This is a genomic window from Cryobacterium gelidum (genome assembly GCF_004403985.1).
GTDB lineage: Bacteria > Actinomycetota > Actinomycetes > Actinomycetales > Microbacteriaceae > Cryobacterium > Cryobacterium gelidum.
Genome location: NZ_SOHL01000009.1, coordinates 114,936 through 134,697, shown reverse-complemented (window position 1 = coordinate 134,697; position 19,762 = coordinate 114,936). Strand labels below are relative to the sequence as shown.

The window sequence follows — 19,762 nt, the reverse complement described above, 5'->3', positions numbered from 1 at the left end:
GTGGGCCGATGCCGGGTGGGAAGGCCGGACATAGCCGAAGTGCATCGGGGCGGCCCAGGCGACCGGGTCGCCCCAGGGACTGCCCCCGGTTTGGTTGACTCCTGACCTGTGGAGATTCGTCTTCACTGGAAAGATGTCATCATGCCCAAGCCCTACCCACCCGAGTTTCGCCGTGATGTTGTCGCGGTCGCCTGGAAGCACGAAGCCCCGCTGAACCAGATCGCGAAAGACTTTGGAATTTCGGAGTCTTGCCTGATGAACTGGCTGAAAAAAGCCGACGTCGAGGACGGCGTCAAGCCGGGCCTGACCGAGAAGGAGTCCGCAGAACTGCGAGATGCGAAGAAACGTATCCGGCTGCTCGAGCAAGAAGCCGAGGTCATGCGCCGGGCCGTCGCCTATCTTTCCCGGGACGTCAACCCAAAATGATGTACCCGCTGGTCCGTGAACTGGCCGTCGACAGGATCCCTGTCACGGTGACCTGCCGGGTGTTGCGTTTCTCCACACAAGCGTTTTACCAATGGAAGCGCAACCCCGTCTCCCAGCGCGACTGGGATGACGCGCACCTCACCAACGCCGCCTTGGACGCCCACCAGAACGACCCCGCGTTCGGTTACCGGTTCATCTCCGACGAACTGGGCCGCGCGGGCCTCGCGGCGGGTGAGAACTGAGTCTGGCGGCTGGTTCCCAGCAGCGGCTGTGGAGCGTGTTCGCGAAGAAGCGTGGCCTGACCTGCAAGGCCGGGCCGCCGGTGCATGACGACCTCGTTAAACGGAAGCTCACCGCGACGCGCCCGAACCAGCTCTGGCTCACCGACATCACCGAGCACCGCACTGACGAAGGCAAGATATACCTTTACGCGATCAAGGACGTCTACTCGAACAAGATCGTCGGGTACTCCATCGACTCCAGGATGACGGCGTCCCTGGCGGTGGCTGCGGCGCGCAACGCGATCGGCCAACGCCACATCGATGGCACGATTCTGCATAGCGATCGCGGGTCTCAGTTCCGTTCCCACGCGTTCCTGCGGGTGCTGAAGAACAACGGCATCACTGGATCGATGGGCCGCGTTGGCGCGTGTGGCGACAACGCCGCGATGGAGTCCTTCTTCGCGCTGCTGCAAAAGAACGTCCTCGACCGGCAGCGGTGGTCAACCCGAGAGGAACTGCGCCTGGCGATGGTGGTTTGGATCGAGCGGACCTACCACCGCGAGCGCCGGCAACGCCGCCTCGGCAAGCTCACCCCGATCGAGTTTGTGACAATACACATGGCCCTCAAGGCCGCCTGAAACCACTAACCCTCTGAGTCAACTGAACCTGGGGCAGTCCCGTCAGTGCTAACCAGGATAGCTTCGTCATGAACGCCAGCCGGGGTTGGTGCGGATTGCTCCTGTCCGCGCGCTGCGGACGCCGTCCGATCGCTCGACTGCTTCGTGCAGGCGATTCAGGACCGCTCTCGGTTCGCCGTTATTGGTCGAATTGACTTGCGAAACGGTCACGCACGCTTCTCGCTGAAGCAGCCAGAAGGCTCAGGCCTTCCCGTAAGGCAGTCGGTTACGTCCCGCTTGATTGGGGGATGTCTCGTCGCAGCGCCGGTTCCTGGCTGGAGTTGAAGCGACGGCGCGTTTGGGAAGGATGACGGATCTGTCGACTTGCCGGCGTTGTCCAGAGCCGTCAGTCGAGCATCGAGGCATGCAAAACCACCGGTCGTTATCAGCCAGTGCACCCACGATTTATATCTTTCTGCATGAAGGGCGGATGAATACGTTACAAGCTGACATAATCGACATCGGCCCGGATTCGATCTTTCTGGCGCGCCGACCAGCTAACTGTCCTGCGGGGGCACCCCCGACAACGTAGAGCGACCTCGCCCGGGCGGTAGTGTCGGGTCAATCCGGGGTTCGGAAAGCACGAGCGTGAGGCGCGCCAGCTGGAGAGCTGCCACAGGCCGCAGCTTATTGGCCTGCGCGGACTTGGCACTGATGAGGTGGACCAGCTCGTTACAGGCCGGGTTTCCACACTCGAAACGCATGATGTTACCGATGCGCGTCATCTCTCGACGCTGGTGGCAGCGGTTGCAGAGAGGCAGGCCCATGATGATGAGCAAGTCAGGCTCGGTGAGCTCCTCGAAAGTGGGGTGGAAGCGTTTGGCGAAGCCGTCGGTCGCGCACGCACATTAGCAGACATAACTGTGCGTGATCTGTTCCTGCGGCAGCTCGCATTCGTCGCAAATTGGCGGGGACGACAGTTTCACGGCAGCGACTCGGGCGGCGTCAGAAGAGTCCGTCATGGGGGTGAGAATAGCGACGAGCCGTGTCGGTCCGCTACGGCTTGCGGAACGCCAGGTAGGTGACGAACTCTTGCCGACGTCCGCCACCAACCTGGACCGGGGGCGCAGGTCGGTACCCGCTCTCGACGATTCACCTGATACAGATTCGTAAAAGATGTCCTGATACATCACAGATTCTTAGAGTGAGCGGATCATTTTCTTGCCCACAATTTGCCCACATTTGAACGGAAAGGACGCTGTTATGGGTGATCACATCAAACTCAATAAGCCCGTGAAATCAACGATTTCGACGCCGCAACGCCCGTTTCTGGGCGCCCATCGGTCACTCGTAATGAGAAGGTCGTCAGTTCGATTCTGACAGGCGGCTCCACTAGAAATCCTGGTCGGAGTCAGTGTCCAAAATCGTCTCAGCGGCGGAGTCGACACGGTGTCGGCCAGCATGCGAGGCCCTCCCGCACGTTATTGAGGAGCACGGTGTGGGCGCGCAAATCTGACATTCCTGATGCGGGCTCGAGCATGTACGGTTCAATGAGAGCATGGCCGAAACCTGGGTGTACACGATCGGGCATTCGACTCATCCGATTGATGAGTTCGTTGGAATGTTGAAAGCACACGGTGTCGAACGACTCATCGACGTGCGCACCGTTCCGGGGTCTCGTCACAACCCGCAATTCGGGGAACACGAACTCGTCACAAGCATGCCGGAGCACGGAATCGACTATCAGCGACTCCCAAAGCTCGGAGGCTTACGGCATACACCGGCAGCGGAAGCATCGATCAACGAAGCGTGGCGTAACAGGAGCTTCCGCAACTACGCCGACTACATGCAAACCTCCGAGTTCGTTGTCGGCGTCGAGGAGTTGACGGCGCTGGCGAAGAAGCAGATGGTGGCGATCATGTGTGCCGAGGCTGTGCCCTGGCGTTGTCACCGGTCGCTGATCGGAGACGCGTTGCTGGCTCGGGGCCTTCAGGTTGCCGACATCATGAGCCCGACCTCGACCAAGCCGCACACCATGACCAGCTTCGCGAAGGTCGATGGTGACCGCGTTTGGTACCCACCGGAAGATTGATTGATGAGGGTACGAATCCGCATCTCGTTTTAAAAGTAGTTCGATCCTTTCGATACCCACTTGCCTCAAAATGGCGACTGGCGGCCCTGCCACCGGAATTTCTCAAGCTCAAGGCTGCAATATGAGGGGCCACCGGCACTCTGCACCCTGTTTCAGACCGATACAGACAGTGCAGTGCCAGCGCACACTCCTCCGGGCAGGATGCCGGATGCTGCGCTCGCCGCGCTGGCGCCGCAACCAGCCTGATTTGATCTCGCCGGCAGTCAGGGACGTGTGCGTATTCTGGAGACTATGCAGGCAGAAATTTTGCACATCGTTGATTGTGCGGGCGGGCGTGAAGCGGCACGTTTGCTTCGGGCAGCACTGGACGCGACTGGCCACCAGACCGCCGCCATCACCCACACGCTGATCGACTCACCCGCCGCGGCGGCGGAGGTGTGGTTTGCCGGGTCGCCGACCATCCTGATCGACGGCACCGATTTGTTTCCGTCGGCGGGGCGCATCGAGCAGCTGGCCTGCCGGGTCTACTCGACACCCGGCGGGCTTTTGGGATGGCCGACGGGGGAGCAACTTCGTGAGGCGATTGCCGCTCGTGGCTGAGGTCCTCCGCTGCTCCCGTTGCGACTGTGCGCTCCCGCACCGGCGCCTGCACGCATTCGGAGACTCCGACGCCTGGATCTGCCGCCGGTAAGGGCTGCGCGTTGCGCTGGGGCGCCACCGGGACAGGTGCTGACCGGTGCCGTCGGGGGTTGCCGTGAGCCGGCGGGGCTAGCCAGCCATTCCGGGGCGCACCTTGACGAAGGTGATGTTCTTCGTGGGCTGCACGGTTTTCGCGGGCGCACGGGAGAATCCCTTCGCTCCCTCGAGGCGGTTCTGCCCGCGAAACTCGGCCAGTGCGTCGTCGAAGACGGCGTTCAGCTGGGCTCCGGTGAATTGCTCCGCCGCCCCTGCGGTGAAGCTGATGCTAATGAGCGAGTTGTGGGGAAAGTGGCGGTTCATGCGGATGAAGCCATCGGCATCCTGCTGCAGGGTGATCATTGGTCTAGTCTGACCTATTATTTGCACGACGCGGCGGCCTGTGCGGTTGACTCAAGTCATGACTCGTCCACCGACCGCGACCCAACGGCTCGTTCTTGTGATCGCGGTGCTTGCCTCGTTCATCGCCTTTCTCGACGGCACCGTCATCAATGTGGCCCTCCCGGCGATCACCCGCGAGCTCGGCGGGGGCATTGCGACCCAGCAGTGGGTCGTCGATGCCTACCTCATCACGCTCGGTGGCATTATTCTGCTCGCGGGCTCCCTGTCCGACGCGTTCGGGCGCAAGCGGGTCTTGTTCTGGGGTCTGCTGGGGTTCGCCGCGGCATCCGTTCTCTGTGCTGTGGCTCCGAGCGCTCCCTTTCTGATTGGCGCGCGTGCGCTGCAGGGTGTGGCTGGCGCCCTGCTGGTACCGAGCTCCCTCGCCCTCATCTTCAGTACCTTTTCCGGCGCTCGCCAGGCCCGGGCGATCGGCGCCTGGACTGCCTGGACCAGCACCGCCTTCATCGCCGGCCCGCTCATCGGCGGTCTGCTGGTCGATCTGTCTTCCTGGCGGCTGGTGTTCGCTATCAACATCGTGCCCATCGCGGCGACGCTGGTTCTGCTGGCGCGGCTGCCGAATGATCGGACGGCGGATGCCGCGACCCGCGTCGACGTCGTGGGCGCGGTGCTCGGAGTATTCGGACTGGCCCTGCCCGTCTTCGCGCTGATCGAACAGGCCAACTTCGGGTGGGGCAGCCCGGTTATCCTGGTTCCGCTCGTCGTGGGTTTTCTGAGTTTCGCCGCGTTCCTCTGGCACGAGAATCGCACGAAAGCGCCGATGATGCCGCTCAGCCTGTTTCGGGTGCGCAACTTCTGGGTGGGAAACGTGGCGACGACCTTCATCTACGCTGCCCTGTCGCTCGGCACGTTCCTGCTTGCCGTCTTCTTGCAACAGGTCGGCGGGTACAGTGCAACGTTCGCCGGTTTGGCCCTGCTGCCCGTGAGCATCCTGAGCATCGCGCTGTCCACCGTCATCGGTCGTCTGGCCGGCCGGTTCGGCCCGCGCCTGTTCATGTGCGTCGGGCCGATCATCGCCGGAATCGGGTTCTTCGTCATGTTGCGCATCGACTCGAGTGTCACCTATTCCAGCCAGGTCCTGCCCGGCGTCATCATCTTCGGCCTGGGCCTGACGATCACGGTCGCGCCGCTGACCTCCGCAATTCTCGGTGCGATCGAACCCGACCGGGCGGGTATCGCCTCCGCCGTCAACAACGCGCTCTCTCGTGTCGCCGGCCTCGTCGCCATCGCGGCGGCAAGCATCATCGTGGGCCCGGTGCTCGACCTCGACGGGTTCCATCGCGCCGCGATCGTCACCGGAATCCTGCTGGTCGGAGGCGGAATCATCTCGGGCCTCGGCATCCAGAATCCGCGGGTGGTGCCGGCAGATAAGCTGCAGGGATGACTGCTCTCATTCGCTGGGGAATTCTGGCCACCGGCGGTATCGCCCACCTGTTCACCAACGATCTCGTGCAGAACGGCCATACGGTGCAGGCCGTCGGGTCGCGCAGCCAGGCGTCAGCGGATGCCTTCGCCGCCGAATTCTGCATCCCTACCGCGCATGCCAGCTACGAAGCGCTGGTCGACGACCCCGAGGTCGACGTCATCTACGTATCGTCGCCGCACCCGTTCCACGCCGAGCACGCCACGCTCGCGCTGAACGCCGGCAAGCACGTGCTGGTCGAGAAGCCGATCGCGGTCAACGCCCGGGAAGCCCGACAGATCGTCGACCTCGCCGCGAGCAAGAACCTGCTCGTGCTCGAAGCCATGTGGACCCGGTTTCTGCCGCACATGGCGCGCATCCGCGAGATTCTCGCCGCCGGCACGCTCGGCGACGTGCGCAGCATGCACGCCGACCACACCCAGGACCTGCCAGACGATCCGACACACCGACTGAACTCGCTCGCCCTCGGCGGTGGCGCGTTGCTGGATCTCGGCGTCTACCCGGTGAACTTCGCGCACGCCGTCTTTGGAACCCCCGAGACGATTCTGGCCAGCGCGTCCTTCAAAGCGACCGGAGCGGATGCCCAGGTCGCGACCATTTTTCGTTATGCGGGCGGGCAGATTGCCACGACCTTCTCGGCCAGCGACACCCTCGGCCCCACCACTGCGTCGATCATCGGCACACACGGGCGCATCGACCTCGACGCGGTCTGGTACTCACCGACTGGATTTCGGGTGCTCGACAATCTCGGTGCCGTGCTGGAAACCTTCGTTGCGGCCGAATTCACCGGCCGCGGCATGCAGTTCGAGGCGGTCGAAGCCGAGACGCTGATCCGTGCTGGCAAGGTCTCGAGCGATATCATGCCGGCCGAGGAGTCGGTTGCCATCATGCACACCCTCGACGCGGTGCGGGCGCAGATCGGCTTGCGCTACCCGGGCGAATAGCCTGCCCGATGGCGCGTCGGATACCATACGGAGGTGGACCAAGCAGAGCAGTCACCCGTGGACGCTGACGTCGGCCGCGCCCCTCGCGGCGGAACTGCAGCCGTGTTCGCCCAGCGCCGCCGGGCTGCCCTGATCGCGGCCCTCGTCTTCGTGCTGCTGTGCAGCGGAGCCGTCTTCGCCGGTACCCAGACCGGCACGAATGAGCCGGCGGCGGCATCCGTTGCGGTCACACCCACAGCGACGCCGAGCCCAACGACGACCGTCGACCCTGCCCGGCCGGTGCCCGCCGAGCCGACGACAGCCAGGGGGCTGCGCAGCTGCTCGGTGGCCGGGCTCGCCGCCGACACCCGCCTCGCCGAATTTCAGGCGCGGGTTGTCAACGCCACCACCGGCGAGGTGTTGTTCGACCGGGGTGGAACGTCCGCCTCCCGCACGGCCAGCGTCATGAAGGTGCTCACCTCTGCCGCCGCGCTGAACGTGCTCGGTAGCGACTACCGGGCGACGACCCGCGTCGTGAAGGGTGCCGAGCCCGGCCAGGTCGTGCTCGTCGGCGGCGGAGACCTCACTCTCTCACGGCTGCCCACCGGCCAGGAACCGTTCTATACCGGCGCTGCCCACCTGGACGACCTCGCCGCTCAGACCAGGGCCGCCTGGGCCGTCGATCCGGCCAACCCGCCGATCACCTCGCTCGTGCTCGACTCCTCGTACTTCTCGGGCCCCGACTGGGACGAGGGCTGGGCCCGCACCGAACTCGGCCTCGGCTCTATGCCCGAGATCACCGCTCTCATGGTGGACGGCGACCGCAACGACCCCACCCGCAGCACCTCCGCTCGCAGCGAAGACCCGGTGGCTCGGGCCGGCCAGGCCTTTGCCGATGCGCTCGGCGGCGGGCTCACCCTCAGTCGGGCCACCGCCCCGGCCGGTGCCGCCCAACTCGGTGCCGTGCAGTCCGCGACGGTGTCGACCCTCATCGAGCAGTCCCTCATCGTGAGCGACAACACCATCGCCGAGATGCTCGCCCGACTCGTGGCCATTGAAAACGGCGCCGGAAACTCCTTCTCCGCACTGCAACAGGGCATCGTTGGTGGCCTGGCCGCCTACGGCATCGACACAACCGGCATAATCATCAAGGACGGATCGGGCCTCAGCCCCCACAATGCCGTGTCGCCGGCTTATCTGACCGCCCTGTTCCTCAAGGTCAACGCTCGCGAGGGCAATCTGGGCGTGCTGTTCGACGGCCTGCCGATTGCCGGCGGACCGCGTGGCTCCCTCTCCTACAGCGACCGCTTCGCCGGTGCCAACGCCGCCGCCGACGGTGCCGTCTTCGCCAAGACCGGCTGGATCGACACCGGCTATACGCTTGCCGGCATTATCCATGCCGCCGACGGCACCCCGCTCACCTTCGCCATCTATGCCATCGGCACCGTGAGTTCGAATGCGAAAATCGCCATCGACTCGCTGGCCACCGGGTTTTTCCACTGCGGCGATAACCTGTCCAATAACTGACACTCGAATATCGGAGGAGACCTCGTGACCCGTGCACTGTTCATCATCGACGTTCAGAATGACTTCACCGAGGGCGGCGCGCTCGGCGTCGACGGCGGGGCGGCCGTCGCGGCGGGCGTGAGCGCGCTGCTCGCGCAGCATCCGCTCGCCTACAAGTATGTGTTCGCCTCGCGCGACTGGCACGATATCGGCAACGACAACGGGGGCCACTTCGCCCGTGACACGGCCCCCGACTATGTCACGACCTGGCCGGTGCACTGTGTGGCCGGCACTGCGGGCGCCGAATACCACCCCGCCCTGAAAACGGATGCCGTGACCTTCCACATTCGCAAGGGTCAGGGCCAGCCCGCGTACTCCATCTTCGAGGGCACCACCGAAGCTGGCCAGACCGTGACGGCGCTGCTGAGCGAGCACGGGGTGACGAACATCGATATCGTCGGTGTGGCGACGGACTACTGCGTAAGGGCCTCCACCCTCGACGCCCTCGAACACGGCCAGCACGTGCGCGTGCTGACCGATCTGGTCGCCGGTGTCGCCGCCGAATCCACCGCGACCGCCCTCGCCGAGATGGCCCACGCCGGCGCGGTATTCACCGCGAGCGACGCCGTCGAGTGATCGGTGTCACCGGGGTCACCCACGCGTTTCTTAGCGTCGCAGCGACCGGGGAGGTGTCGTGACCGAGTTCGCCCGGCGCCTCGACGGCGTGCGCATCGCCTTTGACGCCGCACCGGGGGAGCGACCGGTGGTGCTCGTGCACGGTTTCGCGTCGACCGCCGCGCTCACCTGGGTCGATTCCGGTTGGGTGCGCGCGCTCGGCGAGGCCGGGCGCGGCGCGATCACGCCCGACCTGCGCGGCCACGGCCGCAGCGACAAACCGCATCGCGCCGCCGACTACGCACCGAGGCAGCTTGCCGCCGACCTGGTGGCCGTACTCGACACCCTCGGACTCGAGCAGGTCGACCTGATCGGCTACTCCATGGGGTCGCGAGTCGTAGCCGCCCTGGCCCAGCTTGCTCCGGAACGCGTGCGACGCCTCGTGCTCGGCGGGGCGGGCCCGCTCGAACTTTTCGAGACCTGGGATCTCAACGCCATCAACCGCTTCGTGGGATCTGGCGATCATCCGGCCGACCCGACCATCGCCGCGGTGCTCGGACCGGCGATTGCGGCGGGTGCCGACCGGGAGGCGCTGGTGGCGTGCGTACAAGGCGTCGCGGGCTGCACGCTCGACGTGCCGGCGGGCATCCCGCAGCTGTTTGTGGCGGGTGGGGCCGACTCGATTCCGGCGGGGGTGGCCGCTCTGGCGGCCGAGCGCGGCGCCCGGTACCTCGAGCTGCCCGGCCGCACCCACCTCAACGCGCTCACCGCGCGCGAGTTCAAGCAGGCGGCGTTGGAGTTTCTGGCCTGAGCCTTCCGAGGCGGCGGGCGAGAGCGGAGGGGCGAGCGTGTGCTGCAGGCCAGGTCTCGTTGCGGGATGCCTGTGCGGCACTGAAACCTGTAGCGCGGACGGCCATATCTGCGGTACCCGGCCGCCGGGCGATTGCGGGCCCAGCCGCAAATCGGCCCGCTGCAGAGGTCTAGAGGGTGGTACCGAGTTTGAAGCCGGCAAGCTCGTCGTTCTTGCGGGTGTAGGAGAATCCGTCAGCGCCGACGGTCACGGCCATTTCACTCGACTCGGTGCGTTCGAGCACAGGCTGGGGCTTGCCATCGAGGTCGAGCACGAGCGACGCGTCCGTGTACCAGCTGGGTACGACGGGGTTGCCCCACCAGTCCCGGCGCTGGTTGTCGTGCACGTCCCAGGTGACGACGGGGTTATCGGGGTCACCGGTGTAATAGTCCTGCGTGTAGATCTCGACGCGGTGGCCGTCGGGGTCACGAAGGTAGAGGTAGAACGCGTTCGAGACGCCGTGCCGACCAGGTCCGCGCTCGATCAGGTCGCTCTTGCGCAGCGCGCCGAGCTTGTCGCAGATATAGATGATGTTGTGCTTCTCGTGGGTGGCGAAGGCGATGTGGTGCATACGCGGGCCGTTGCCGCCGGTGAGGGCGGTGTCGTGCACGGTGTCCTTGCGGCGCAGCCAGGCTGCGTAGGTGACGCCGTCGGAATCCTGGATGTCTTCGGTGACGCGGAAGCCTAGATCTTCGAGGTATTTACGGCCGCGGCCGACGTCGGGGGTGACCTGGTTGAAGTGGTCCAGCCGCACGAGCGCGCCGGGGCCCTGCAGGTCATAGCGCCAGGCGAGGCGCTCGACGTGGGTGGTTGCGTAAAAGAATTCATAGGGAAACCCGAGCGGGTCTTCGACGCGCACGCTGTCGCCGATGCCCCTGATGAAGCCCTCGGGGCGGCGTTCGGTGCGGCAGCCGAGTTCCCGATAGTAGGCCTCGGCCAGGTCGACATCTTCGGGGCTGCGCACCCGGAAGGCCATCGCGGCGACGGCGGCGATGGGCCCCCGGCGCAGCACGAGGTTGTGGTGGATGAATTCCTCGAAGCTGCGCAGGTAGATCTCGGTGTCGCTCTCCTCGGTGACGACGAGGCCGAGAATGTCGACGTAGAATTCGCGCGACGTGGCGAGGTCGGTCACGACGATGTCCATGTAGGCGCAGCGCAGAATATCCGGCGGGGCCTGGGTGGGGGTCGGGATCGGGATTGTCATGGGGTTCTCCTCGCTGATCGGTGGCCGCGGGACTGAAAACGAGCTACTTGCCGCCGAAACGGGGCGTGTGCACGGGAGCGAGCGTGATGTGCACGGCCTGCGAATCGGTGTAGAAGTCGATGGACCGGTAGCCGCCCTCGTGGCCGAGGCCGGAGGCCTTGACGCCGCCGAACGGGGTGCGCAGGTCACGCACGTTGTGCGAGTTCAACCAGACCATTCCAGCATCGACCGACTGCGCGAAGTTGTGCGCGCGAACGAGGTCTGTGGTCCAGATGTACGCAGCCAACCCGTACTTCACGCCGTTGGCCAGGGTGAGCGCTTCGGCATCCGTTTCGAAGGGCGTGATGGTCACGACCGGGCCGAAGATCTCCTCCTGAAAGATGCGGGCGGTCGGCGCGACGTTGGCAAACACCGTGGGGGAGACGTAGTTGCCCTGTGCCAACCACTCGGGTAGCCCGGCCGGGCGACCGCCGCCGGCGAGCAGACGTCCCTCGGTCTTGCCGATCTCGACGTAGCTCATGACCTTGGCGTAGTGCTCGGGGTGCACGAGAGCACCGACCTCGGTTGTCGGGTCGTGCGGGTCGCCGACCACGATGCTCGCAGCGCGGGCAGCGTAGCGGGCGCAGAATTCGTCGTAGATGGAGCGCTCGACCAGGATGCGGCTCGACGCCGTGCAGCGCTCGCCGTTGAGGCTGAACACGCCGAACAGGGTCGAGTCGATCGCGGCGTCGAGGTCGGCGTCGGCGAAGACGACGGCGGGCGACTTGCCGCCGAGTTCCATCGACATGCCCTTGAGGTGCGCGGCGCAATTGCGGTAGATGGTCTGGCCGGTGGTCGTCTCGCCGGTGAACGAGATGAGCGGCACATCCGGATGCTTGACCAACGCATCGCCGGCCTCCTCGCCGAGACCATTGACCAGGTTGAACACGCCGTCGGGTACCCCGGCGGCGGCGAAGATCTCCGCCCACAGGCTCGCCGACAGCGGCGTGAATTCGGCCGGTTTCAGCACGACGGTGCAGCCGGAGGCGAGCGCGGGCGCGAGCTTCCAGCTTTCCAGCATGAACGGGGTGTTCCACGGGGTGATCAGCCCGGCGACACCGACCGGCTTGCGGTTGACGTAGTTGATCTGCTTGCCCGGCACCTTGTAGGTGTCGTCGGCCTGCGCCACGATCAGGTCGGCGAAGAAGCGAAAGTTCTCGCTCGCGCGCTGCGCCTGGCCGAGCGCCTGCGTGATGGGCAGCCCGGTGTCGAACGTTTCGAGTTCGGCGAGCCGGGTATCCTGCTCCTCGACCGCGTCGGCGATGCGGTGCAGCACCCTGGCGCGGACGCGGGGGAGCATGCGCGGCCAGGGTCCGGTATCGAAGGCGTGCTTGGCGGCGGCGACGGCCAGGTCGACGTCGGCCTGCTGGCCGGCCGCCGCGGTGGCGTAGGTCTGGTTCGAGACCGGGTCGAGCACGTCGAAAGTCTCGCCGCCGAGGCTGTCAACGAATTCGCCACCGATGAAATGACGGAGGCTGGTGGGCAGGTCAGCGGGTACGTAGTGCGCCTGCGTGCTGGATTCGATCATTTGGAGGCACCGGTCAGGATGAAGCCGGCGGTCGACGTGAGGTACTCGGAGCCGGCGTCCAGGAGCACGCGCATTTTGGCCAGGCCGCCGGGGGTCGGTTCGATCAGCGGCGGGCGCACGAAGCCACTCTCGATCAGGCCGCGCTGGGCCATGACCCACTTGCCCGGTGCCGGGTTGGTTTCCACGAACAGCAGGTCGACGAGCGGGTGCAGGCCGTAGTGAATCGTGCGGGCGGTGACGAAATCGCCGGCTTCCCAGGCCTCGAACATCTGGGCGACGGCGGCCGGCGCGATGTTGCTCGTGGCGCTGACGAACCCGGCACCGCCGAGGGCCATGAGTGGCAGGCAGAGCAGTTCGAGGCCGCTCCAGACCAGCAGATCGGGGCCGCACAGGTGCAACACGCGGGAAAAGTGCTCGAAGTCCTTGGTGGTCTCCTTGACTCCGACGAAGTTATCGAGATCGCGAAAGAGGCGGTAGACCGTCTCGGGCGCGATGTCGACGGCGGTGCGGCTCGGCACGTTGTAGGCCACGATCGGCAGGTCGGGAAATTCTTCGCAGACGGTTTTGTACCAGACGTAGAGCGCCTCCTGGGTGGGGCGAGCGTAGTACGGCGTGATGATGAGCGCGGCGTCGATGCCGGCATCGCGGCCGGCCGCGGTCAGTTCGAGGGTCTCGTCGAGCCTGGTGGAGCCGGTTCCGGCCATGAAGTGCACGCGCTCGCCGATCGCCGTCGCGACGGTGCGGATGGCGGCGGCGCGCTCGGCGATGGTCTGCGAGCTCGGTTCACCGGTCGACCCGCCGATCGAGATGCCGTGCGAGCCGGAGGCGATCTGCCAGTTGACCAGGTTGGTCAAGCCGGCATGGTCGATGGTTCCGCGGGCGGTGAACGGGGTCATCAGCGCGGCGATGGACCCGCGAATCTGGTTCGGATTACCGCGGAACTTCATGAGGTGCCTTCCTGGGGGCCAACGTGATGGGTCGGTGCGCGAGACGAGAGAAACGCGTTCAGGGTGGCCTGCCGATGGTCGCGCGCAGCGTGTTCGATGTCATGAGCGGATGCCCGCTGCTCAACCAGGTCGAGAATCTGGTCGTGCTCGGCCACCGATTCGGCCGCGCGCCCCGGCACGAAGCCGAAGGTCGATTCGCGCAACACCGATAAACGGTTCCAGCCGCGGTGCACGAGGTCGAGAATGTGCGGGTTGGGGCAGGTGCTGTAGAGCTCGGAATGAAAGTCGCGGTTGAGCGTTGTGAAGCGTGTCGGGTCGAAGTGGCGCAGTGTGTCGCGCATCTGCGCGTTGATCTGCCGGGCCCGAGCGATGGCTTCCACGCTCAGGGTCGGCGCCGACAGCGCTGTCGCGGCGCCCTCGACCAGGCCGAGTGTCTGCATGGTGTGCCGATATTCGGTGGGGTCGAGCATGGCCACCTGCGCCCCGACATTGCGGACGAAGGTCACGAGTCCCTCCGCTTCGAGGCGGCGGATCGCTTCCCGTACGGGAACCGGGCTCATCGAGGTGTCCCGGGCGATCTGGTCGAGGACCAGTCGAAAACCGGGGCCGAAGGTGCCATCGTCGATGCGGGTTTTCAGCCAGGCGTAGGCGAACTGGGCTTTGCCGATGGCGGGAGGCGCGGCATCCATCTGCGCTGCTGAATTTACTGCTGGGTGAGCCATGCGCGATACCTTTCCTTCCACGCGGCATTCATCGGATAGAGGCCGTCGACGCCCTCGCCGGCGCCGACCATCTCGGCAATGAAGGTCTCTTCGCGCTCCTGCTCGATGCTGTCGGTGACGAGCTGTTCGATGAGGTGCGGCGGAATGACGAGCAAGCCGTCGGCGTCGCCGACGATGATGTCGCCGGGCTGAACGGATGCCCCGCCACAGGCGATCGTCAGGTCCACGTCCCACGGAACGTGGCGGCGGCCGAGCACGGCCGGATGGCCGCCGCGGTGGTAGGTGGGCAGCTCGAGCGCGCTGACCGCGGCGAGGTCGCGCACACCGCCGTCGGTGACGATTCCGGCGGCGCCCTGCACCTGGGCGCGCAGGGCGAGGATATCGCCGACCGTTCCGGTGCCGGTTTCGCCGCGGGCTTCGATCACGAGCACGTCATCAACGCCGAGGCCGTCGAACGCACGCTTCTGGGCGTTGTAGCCGCCACCGTGCGCCGTGAAGAGGTCTTCTCGGTTGGGAATGAAACGCAGGGTACGGGCGCGCCCGACCAGCCGGGTGCTCGGGCGGGTGGACTGCAGGCCGTCGATCGACACGTTGTCGAGTCCGCGTTTGCGCAGCTGCGAGCTGAGCGTGGCGGTGCCGACGCTGTTGATGCGTGCCTTGAGTTCAGCGGTCAGCAGGAACGTCGTTTCGGGCGCCAGACCGGCCTCCTCGGCTGAGCCCCAGGCTTCGGCCCGCTGCAGGTCGTCGAGCCTTGGACCGGCGCCGAACGCGCCGAGCGGTGTCGTGCCCGCGGCCACCGTCGTGACCAGGCGGCCGGTGCTCGGTGCGCCGGGCATGGTCGGCGCGTCAACCTCGACCTCCACCACATCGCCCGGCACCACGACGGAGGCGCCGGCCGGGGTTCCGGTGAGAATGACATCGCCGCGTTCGAGCGTGATCAGCTGGGACAGATCGGCGACGAGGCGACCGAAGCTGAATAGCAGATCGGCGGTGGTGTCGCTCTGCACGAGCTCACCATTGACCCAGGTGCGAATGCGCAGTTGGGCGGGGTTGATGGTCTCAGCCACGATCACGCGCGGACCAAGGGGGGTGAAACCGTCTCCGCCCTTGGACCGCAGGTTGGAGCCCCTGTCGGCATGCCGCAGGTCGTAGACGCCGAAGTCGTTGGCCGCCGTGACCCCGGCGACGCCGCTCCAGCCGTCTTCGACGCTCACACCGCGCAGGGAGCGACCGATGACCAACGCGATTTCGCCTTCGAAGGCGAGCAATTCGCATCCGTTCGGGCGAACGATGGTGGCGCCGCTGGCCGCGACGCTCGTCGAGGGTTTCAAGAAGTACGACGGCTGCTCGGGGGTGCGCCCGCGCTGCGCGGCCCGGGAAGGGTAGTTGGTGTGCACGGCGATCACCTTGCCGGGACGACCCAGATCTGGCAGGGGTGCAAGGGTCATGGTGTCCAATCGCGTCGGTGCGTACGGTCAGGCGAGTCGTGATATCGGAAAACATATACGATCCACGGGTGGGAGTCACCGGAAATTACTCGTGCGTGCTGATGCCCAGCGGAAGTCCGCGGGTCTCCTTCACGAGGGTGACCGCCACAAAGGAGATCGTGGCGAGGCCCATGAGGTAGATGCCGATGGAAAAGGAGTGGCCGGTCTTATCGAGCAGCAGTTGCGCGATCAACGGGGCGAAGGCGCCACCGAGGATCGCCCCGAGGGCGTAGCCGATCGAAACTCCCGAGTAGCGCACCTGGGCCGGGAACATCTCGGCGTAGAGTGCCGCCTGCGGGCCGTAGGAGAAGCCGAGCCCGCTCGCCAGAACAATGAGGGAGAGCGCAAACCAGGCGATGTCGCCGGTGTCGATGAGTAGGAACATCGGGATGGCCCAGATGAACAGAAAGGCGTAGCCGAACTGGAACGTGCGCACGCGGCCGATCTTGTCGGAGAGGATGCCGCCGAGCATGGTCGACGCGAGCCAGAATACGGCCGCGATGGTGCTCGCGATGAGCACCGGAGTGCGCTCCATGCCGAGTCCGCCGGCTTCAGCGGGCTTGGTGGCATAGGAGTTGAAGAACGCGATGAGCATGTAGCCGGCCGCGTTGTTGGCGATGAAGATGAGCGCGGTGAGGATGACCTGACGCGAGTGGTTCTGGAACAGCTGCTTGAGCGGGGCGGCAGATTCCTTCTTGCGGGTCTGCATCTCCTTGAAGACCGGGCTTTCGGCGACCGCGCGACGGATGACCCAGCCGACCACGATGAGCAGCACGGAGACCAGGAACGGGATGCGCCAGCCCCAGCTGAGAAAGGCTTCTTCACTCATCGAGGCGGTCACCAGGATCATGACGCCGGTGGCGAGGATGAGGCCGACCGGAACGCCGATCTGCGGGTAGGCACCGAAGAAGCCGCGCTTGTTCACCGGCGCGTGCTCGACGGACATGAGGGCGGCACCGCCCCACTCGCCGCCGGCGGAGAAGCCCTGCAGGATGCGCAGCACGATGAGCAGGATGGGCGCCCAGACGCCGATCTGGTCGAAGGTCGGCAGCAGACCGATGAGTGCGGTGGCCGCGCCCATCATGACGAGGGTGAAGACCAGCATCGCCTTCCGACCGATCCGGTCGCCGAGGTGCCCGGCGATAATGGCGCCGAGCGGGCGGAACAGAAAGCTGATGCCCAGCGAGGCCCAGGCGATGAGCTGGGCGAGCGGTTCGTTCTCCCCGGCCAGCGGCGCGAAGAACAGCCCGGCCAGCACGAGACCGGCGGCTTGGGCATAGATGAAGAAGTCGTACCACTCGATGGTGGTGCCCACCATGGTGCCGGCGAGAACCCGCCGTTCTTCGCTGCGTTTAGCGCTCTTGGCCTGCCTGCGCTCGGTCGTCAATGCCATGGAATACTCCCTTGTATCTCACTGCGGTGCTAAGTCGGGTGCTGCTGCAAAGTGTGTGCATCGTGCGAAGAAACCAGCACGGGGGCAGTATGGCATCAAAACTGAAGATTACCTACCTATTGGTCAGTATTGTGTGCGTCATGACTCGTCAGCGTTTCGGCGTGCGAAATTGCGCCCTGCTAGGGTCCGGGTGAGCTGCAGCGCCTGGGTATGACCGGGTAGTCAGCCGAGTTCGGCGGTGATGGCGCGCGCAGCCGCGGTGAGCGCGGCGCCGATGTCGGCGGGGGAGTGCAGGCTCGAGATGTACACGACCGCGAGGGCAGCGGGTGATTCCCCGGGCACGAGCAGCGGCACGGCGATCGACGACAGACCGGGAATGACCTCGTCGTGACTGGAGGCGTAGCCGATGCCAGCGACCTCACCGGCCTGGCTCCGGCGGGCGTCGGCGTGCCCGAGCGCGGCCCACTCTGATGCGTTCAGGCCGGACTGGATGGCGATTCCGGGTGCGCCCCACTGCAGTGGATGCCGCGTGCCCGGCCGCTGCGCGACCGTAGCGTGGGCTTGCCGCGACTCGATGCTCACGAGCGTGACCACCTCGCCCCGGTCGAGTACGGCGACAAACGCTGTCATGCCGAGCTCGTTGGCGATGCGGGTGAGCACGGGCAGGGCAGCGGCCTGCAGGTCGCGAGACACCGCGCGAGCCAGCGCGGCCAGGCGCGGGCCCAGCCGCACGAGTCCGGCCGAATCGCGAATAACGAGGCCGTGATCTTCGAGGGTACGCAGGATGCGATAGGCGATCGAGCGGTGCACGACGAGCGCGGCGGCGAGTTCGACGATGGTCATCGGTTCGTCGGTTTCGGCGAGAATCTCCAATAGGCGGATGCCGCGTGACAAGGTTTGCGAGTGGGCTGCGGGCGCGTGAGGCTCCGGCGCCGCGGCTTCCGCGGTCGCATCCTCGTCGGTCGCGGCGGCGAACTCAGGAATCGACACCTTGGTATTCTCGCATCCGTTCTCGCCGTCGCCCACGTCGGACACAACGATCAGGTCGACCGGTCGGGCAGGAGCAACCGTCGGGCGGTCAGAGCGGTGCGCGCAGCTAGGCTGTTACCGTCCGATCGATGGGTAGACGAACTATTGGGAGATGCAATGACAGCTGTTACCGACGCAGGCACAACCGAATCCGAGCTGCTCGCGCGCGTGCCGGGCCAGCTCTACATCAACGGGCAGTGGGTTGCCGCCACCGGCGAGCGCACCCTCGATGTCATCGACCCGGCCACCGGCCGTGTCATCAAGACCATCGCCGACGCGAGCGTGGCCGATGGCGCTGCAGCCCTCGACGCCGCCGACGCCGCGCAGGCCGACTGGGCAGCGACTCCGGCCCGCGTACGCGGAGAAATTCTGCGCCGCACCTTCGACCTGCTGCAGGAACGCAAGCAGGAGTTCGCCCTGCTCATGACTATCGAAATGGGCAAGCCGCTGCCCGAGGCGCTCGGCGAGGTCGCCTACGGCGGCGAGTTTTTGCGCTGGTTCAGCGAAGAGGCCGTGCGCATCAGTGGTCGCTACGGCACCAATCCTGAGGGCACCGGTCGCACGATCGTCACCCAACACCCGGTAGGACCCTGTCTCTTGATCACCCCGTGGAACTTTCCGCTGGCCATGGCGACCCGCAAGATCGCACCGGCGCTCGCCGCCGGCTGCACCGTCGTCGTCAAGCCGGCCGCTCTTACGCCGCTGACCACCCTGCACTTCGTGGCCCTGCTCGAAGAGGCCGGCCTGCCCGCCGGTGTCGTCAACGTCATCACGACGTCACAGTCCGGTGCGGTGACCGAGCCGATCATCGCCGACCGACGCCTCCGCAAGCTCAGCTTCACCGGGTCGACCGAGGTTGGTAAGTCGCTCATCAAGCTCTCCGCCGAAAACGTGCTTCGCACGTCGATGGAGCTCGGCGGCAACGCCCCGTTCGTCGTCTTCGCCGACGCCGACCTCGATAAAGCCGTCGATGGTGCACTCCTCGCGAAGTTCCGCAACATCGGCCAGGCCTGTACCGCGGCCAACCGTTTCATCGTGCACGAGTCCGTCGCCGCCGAATTCGCCCGCCGGGTCACCGAACGCGTCGAAGCGTTCCAGATCGGGCGTGGCACCGAGACCGGAATCACGATTGGCCCGCTGATCGATAAAAAAGCAGTCGACAAGGCCGACGCCTTGGTGCAGGATGCGATCACCCGGGGCGCGAACCTGCTCACCGGCGGCGCGGCGATCGAACGCGAAGGAACGTTCTACTCGCCGACCGTGCTCACCAATGTGCAGCCGGGCAGTGACATTCTCCGCGACGAAATCTTCGGCCCGGTGCTGGCGATCAGCACGTTCAGTGACGAAGTGGATGCCGTGCGCCTCGCCAACGACACCGAGTTCGGCCTGATCAGCTACATATACACGACCGACCTTGCTCGTGGCCAGCGCATGATCGACAAGCTGCAGACCGGCATGATGGGCCTGAACACCGGCGTCGTATCGAACGCGGCCGCACCGTTCGGCGGCGTCAAGCAGTCCGGTCTCGGGCGTGAGGGCGGGCTCGAAGGCATCCAGGAATACCTCTCGACGAAATATACGCTCACGCCGAACCCGTAACGGGCGCGCGAAATCGCGGCCGGGTGCATCCGTTTCGCCCGCGCTG

Annotated in this window: 16 protein-coding genes and 1 pseudogene; 9 read left to right on the top strand and 8 right to left on the bottom strand. The window is 65.7% G+C overall.

Annotation, left to right across the window (positions count from 1 at the left end):
* Positions 1-141: 141 nt before the first annotated feature.
* The 3 genes and pseudogenes from E3T50_RS05920 to E3T50_RS05910 all read left to right on the top strand — a co-directional run bounded on the left by E3T50_RS05920 (position 142) and on the right by E3T50_RS05910 (position 3,956).
* Positions 142-1,285 (top strand): annotated as a pseudogene (locus E3T50_RS05920) (IS3 family transposase).
* Between the two features lie 1,537 nt (positions 1,286-2,822).
* Entirely contained in the window at positions 2,823-3,356 is a 534-nt protein-coding gene (locus E3T50_RS05915) for a DUF488 domain-containing protein (protein ID WP_134551022.1), read from the top strand.
* Positions 3,357-3,647: 291 nt separating this feature from the next.
* A complete protein-coding gene (locus E3T50_RS05910; protein ID WP_134551021.1) occupies positions 3,648-3,956 on the top strand; it encodes a thioredoxin family protein in 309 nt (102 codons plus the stop codon).
* A 168-nt stretch (positions 3,957-4,124) separates the two neighbouring features.
* Here E3T50_RS05910 and E3T50_RS05905 read toward each other — a convergent pair whose 3' ends face one another.
* Positions 4,125-4,394, bottom strand: a complete 270-nt coding sequence (locus E3T50_RS05905) for a hypothetical protein (protein WP_134551020.1) — start codon at positions 4,392-4,394, stop codon at positions 4,125-4,127.
* Between the two features lie 58 nt (positions 4,395-4,452).
* Here E3T50_RS05905 and E3T50_RS05900 point away from each other — a divergent pair, with 58 nt between their 5' ends.
* Genes E3T50_RS05900 through E3T50_RS05880 form a run of 5 tightly spaced genes read left to right on the top strand, consistent with a single transcriptional unit; the run spans position 4,453 to position 9,729 of the window.
* Positions 4,453-5,835: a DHA2 family efflux MFS transporter permease subunit gene (locus E3T50_RS05900; protein ID WP_134551019.1), complete on the top strand. Its 1,383-nt coding sequence runs from the start codon at positions 4,453-4,455 to the stop codon at positions 5,833-5,835.
* Entirely contained in the window at positions 5,832-6,818 is a 987-nt protein-coding gene (locus E3T50_RS05895) for a Gfo/Idh/MocA family protein (RefSeq protein ID WP_134551018.1), read from the top strand. The genes E3T50_RS05900 and E3T50_RS05895 overlap by 4 nt, the downstream gene beginning before the upstream one ends.
* 33 nt (positions 6,819-6,851) lie before the next feature.
* Positions 6,852-8,324, top strand: coding sequence for a D-alanyl-D-alanine carboxypeptidase/D-alanyl-D-alanine-endopeptidase (locus E3T50_RS05890; RefSeq protein ID WP_134551017.1), 1,473 nt, complete (start codon positions 6,852-6,854; stop codon positions 8,322-8,324).
* A 24-nt stretch (positions 8,325-8,348) separates the two neighbouring features.
* A complete protein-coding gene (locus E3T50_RS05885) occupies positions 8,349-8,939 on the top strand; it encodes an isochorismatase family protein (protein WP_134551016.1) in 591 nt (196 codons plus the stop codon).
* A gap of 58 nt (positions 8,940-8,997) precedes the next feature.
* The gene (locus E3T50_RS05880) at positions 8,998-9,729 is read left to right on the top strand and encodes an alpha/beta fold hydrolase (protein WP_241990782.1); all 732 of its coding nucleotides are present in this window, start codon (positions 8,998-9,000) and stop codon (positions 9,727-9,729) included.
* A gap of 169 nt (positions 9,730-9,898) precedes the next feature.
* On the opposite strand, the gene hpaD is transcribed toward E3T50_RS05880, so the two are convergent.
* The 7 genes from hpaD to E3T50_RS05845 all read right to left on the bottom strand — a co-directional run bounded on the left by hpaD (position 9,899) and on the right by E3T50_RS05845 (position 18,072).
* Positions 9,899-10,972, bottom strand: coding sequence for a 3,4-dihydroxyphenylacetate 2,3-dioxygenase (gene hpaD / locus E3T50_RS05875; RefSeq protein ID WP_134551015.1), 1,074 nt, complete (start codon positions 10,970-10,972; stop codon positions 9,899-9,901).
* A gap of 43 nt (positions 10,973-11,015) precedes the next feature.
* A complete protein-coding gene (hpaE, locus tag E3T50_RS05870) occupies positions 11,016-12,539 on the bottom strand; it encodes a 5-carboxymethyl-2-hydroxymuconate semialdehyde dehydrogenase (protein ID WP_134551014.1) in 1,524 nt (507 codons plus the stop codon).
* Entirely contained in the window at positions 12,536-13,486 is a 951-nt protein-coding gene (gene dapA / locus E3T50_RS05865) for a 4-hydroxy-tetrahydrodipicolinate synthase (RefSeq protein ID WP_134551013.1), read from the bottom strand. Before dapA ends, hpaE begins: the two co-directional genes overlap by 4 nt.
* Entirely contained in the window at positions 13,483-14,208 is a 726-nt protein-coding gene (locus E3T50_RS05860; RefSeq protein WP_134551012.1) for a GntR family transcriptional regulator, read from the bottom strand. Before E3T50_RS05860 ends, dapA begins: the two co-directional genes overlap by 4 nt.
* Complete coding sequence (locus tag E3T50_RS05855) at positions 14,190-15,656, bottom strand: fumarylacetoacetate hydrolase family protein (protein ID WP_174844738.1); 1,467 nt, start codon at positions 15,654-15,656, stop codon at positions 14,190-14,192. The genes E3T50_RS05860 and E3T50_RS05855 overlap by 19 nt, the downstream gene beginning before the upstream one ends.
* 85 nt (positions 15,657-15,741) lie before the next feature.
* A complete protein-coding gene (locus E3T50_RS05850; RefSeq protein WP_134551011.1) occupies positions 15,742-17,088 on the bottom strand; it encodes an MFS transporter in 1,347 nt (448 codons plus the stop codon).
* 222 nt (positions 17,089-17,310) lie between these two features.
* A complete protein-coding gene (locus E3T50_RS05845; RefSeq protein WP_134551054.1) occupies positions 17,311-18,072 on the bottom strand; it encodes an IclR family transcriptional regulator in 762 nt (253 codons plus the stop codon).
* 162 nt (positions 18,073-18,234) lie between these two features.
* Here E3T50_RS05845 and E3T50_RS05840 point away from each other — a divergent pair, with 162 nt between their 5' ends.
* Positions 18,235-19,716, top strand: a complete 1,482-nt coding sequence (locus tag E3T50_RS05840) for an NAD-dependent succinate-semialdehyde dehydrogenase (RefSeq protein ID WP_134551010.1) — start codon at positions 18,235-18,237, stop codon at positions 19,714-19,716.
* Positions 19,717-19,762: the final 46 nt, after the last annotated feature.

What these genes read in the sequence shown, in the direction of transcription:
- E3T50_RS05915 (WP_134551022.1), top strand. Translation starts at nt 2,823, where the DNA reads ATGGCCGAAACCTGGGTGTACACGATCGGGCATTCGACTCATCCGATT.
- dapA (WP_134551013.1), bottom strand. Translation starts at nt 13,486, where the DNA reads ATGAAGTTCCGCGGTAATCCGAACCAGATTCGCGGGTCCATCGCCGCG.
- E3T50_RS05895 (WP_134551018.1), top strand. Translation starts at nt 5,832, where the DNA reads ATGACTGCTCTCATTCGCTGGGGAATTCTGGCCACCGGCGGTATCGCC.
- hpaD (WP_134551015.1), bottom strand. Translation starts at nt 10,972, where the DNA reads ATGACAATCCCGATCCCGACCCCCACCCAGGCCCCGCCGGATATTCTG.
- E3T50_RS05850 (WP_134551011.1), bottom strand. Translation starts at nt 17,088, where the DNA reads ATGGCATTGACGACCGAGCGCAGGCAGGCCAAGAGCGCTAAACGCAGC.
- E3T50_RS05900 (WP_134551019.1), top strand. Translation starts at nt 4,453, where the DNA reads ATGACTCGTCCACCGACCGCGACCCAACGGCTCGTTCTTGTGATCGCG.
- E3T50_RS05905 (WP_134551020.1), bottom strand. Translation starts at nt 4,394, where the DNA reads ATGATCACCCTGCAGCAGGATGCCGATGGCTTCATCCGCATGAACCGC.
- E3T50_RS05855 (WP_174844738.1), bottom strand. Translation starts at nt 15,656, where the DNA reads ATGACCCTTGCACCCCTGCCAGATCTGGGTCGTCCCGGCAAGGTGATC.
- E3T50_RS05840 (WP_134551010.1), top strand. Translation starts at nt 18,235, where the DNA reads ATGACAGCTGTTACCGACGCAGGCACAACCGAATCCGAGCTGCTCGCG.
- E3T50_RS05910 (WP_134551021.1), top strand. Translation starts at nt 3,648, where the DNA reads ATGCAGGCAGAAATTTTGCACATCGTTGATTGTGCGGGCGGGCGTGAA.
- E3T50_RS05860 (WP_134551012.1), bottom strand. Translation starts at nt 14,208, where the DNA reads ATGGCTCACCCAGCAGTAAATTCAGCAGCGCAGATGGATGCCGCGCCT.
- hpaE (WP_134551014.1), bottom strand. Translation starts at nt 12,539, where the DNA reads ATGATCGAATCCAGCACGCAGGCGCACTACGTACCCGCTGACCTGCCC.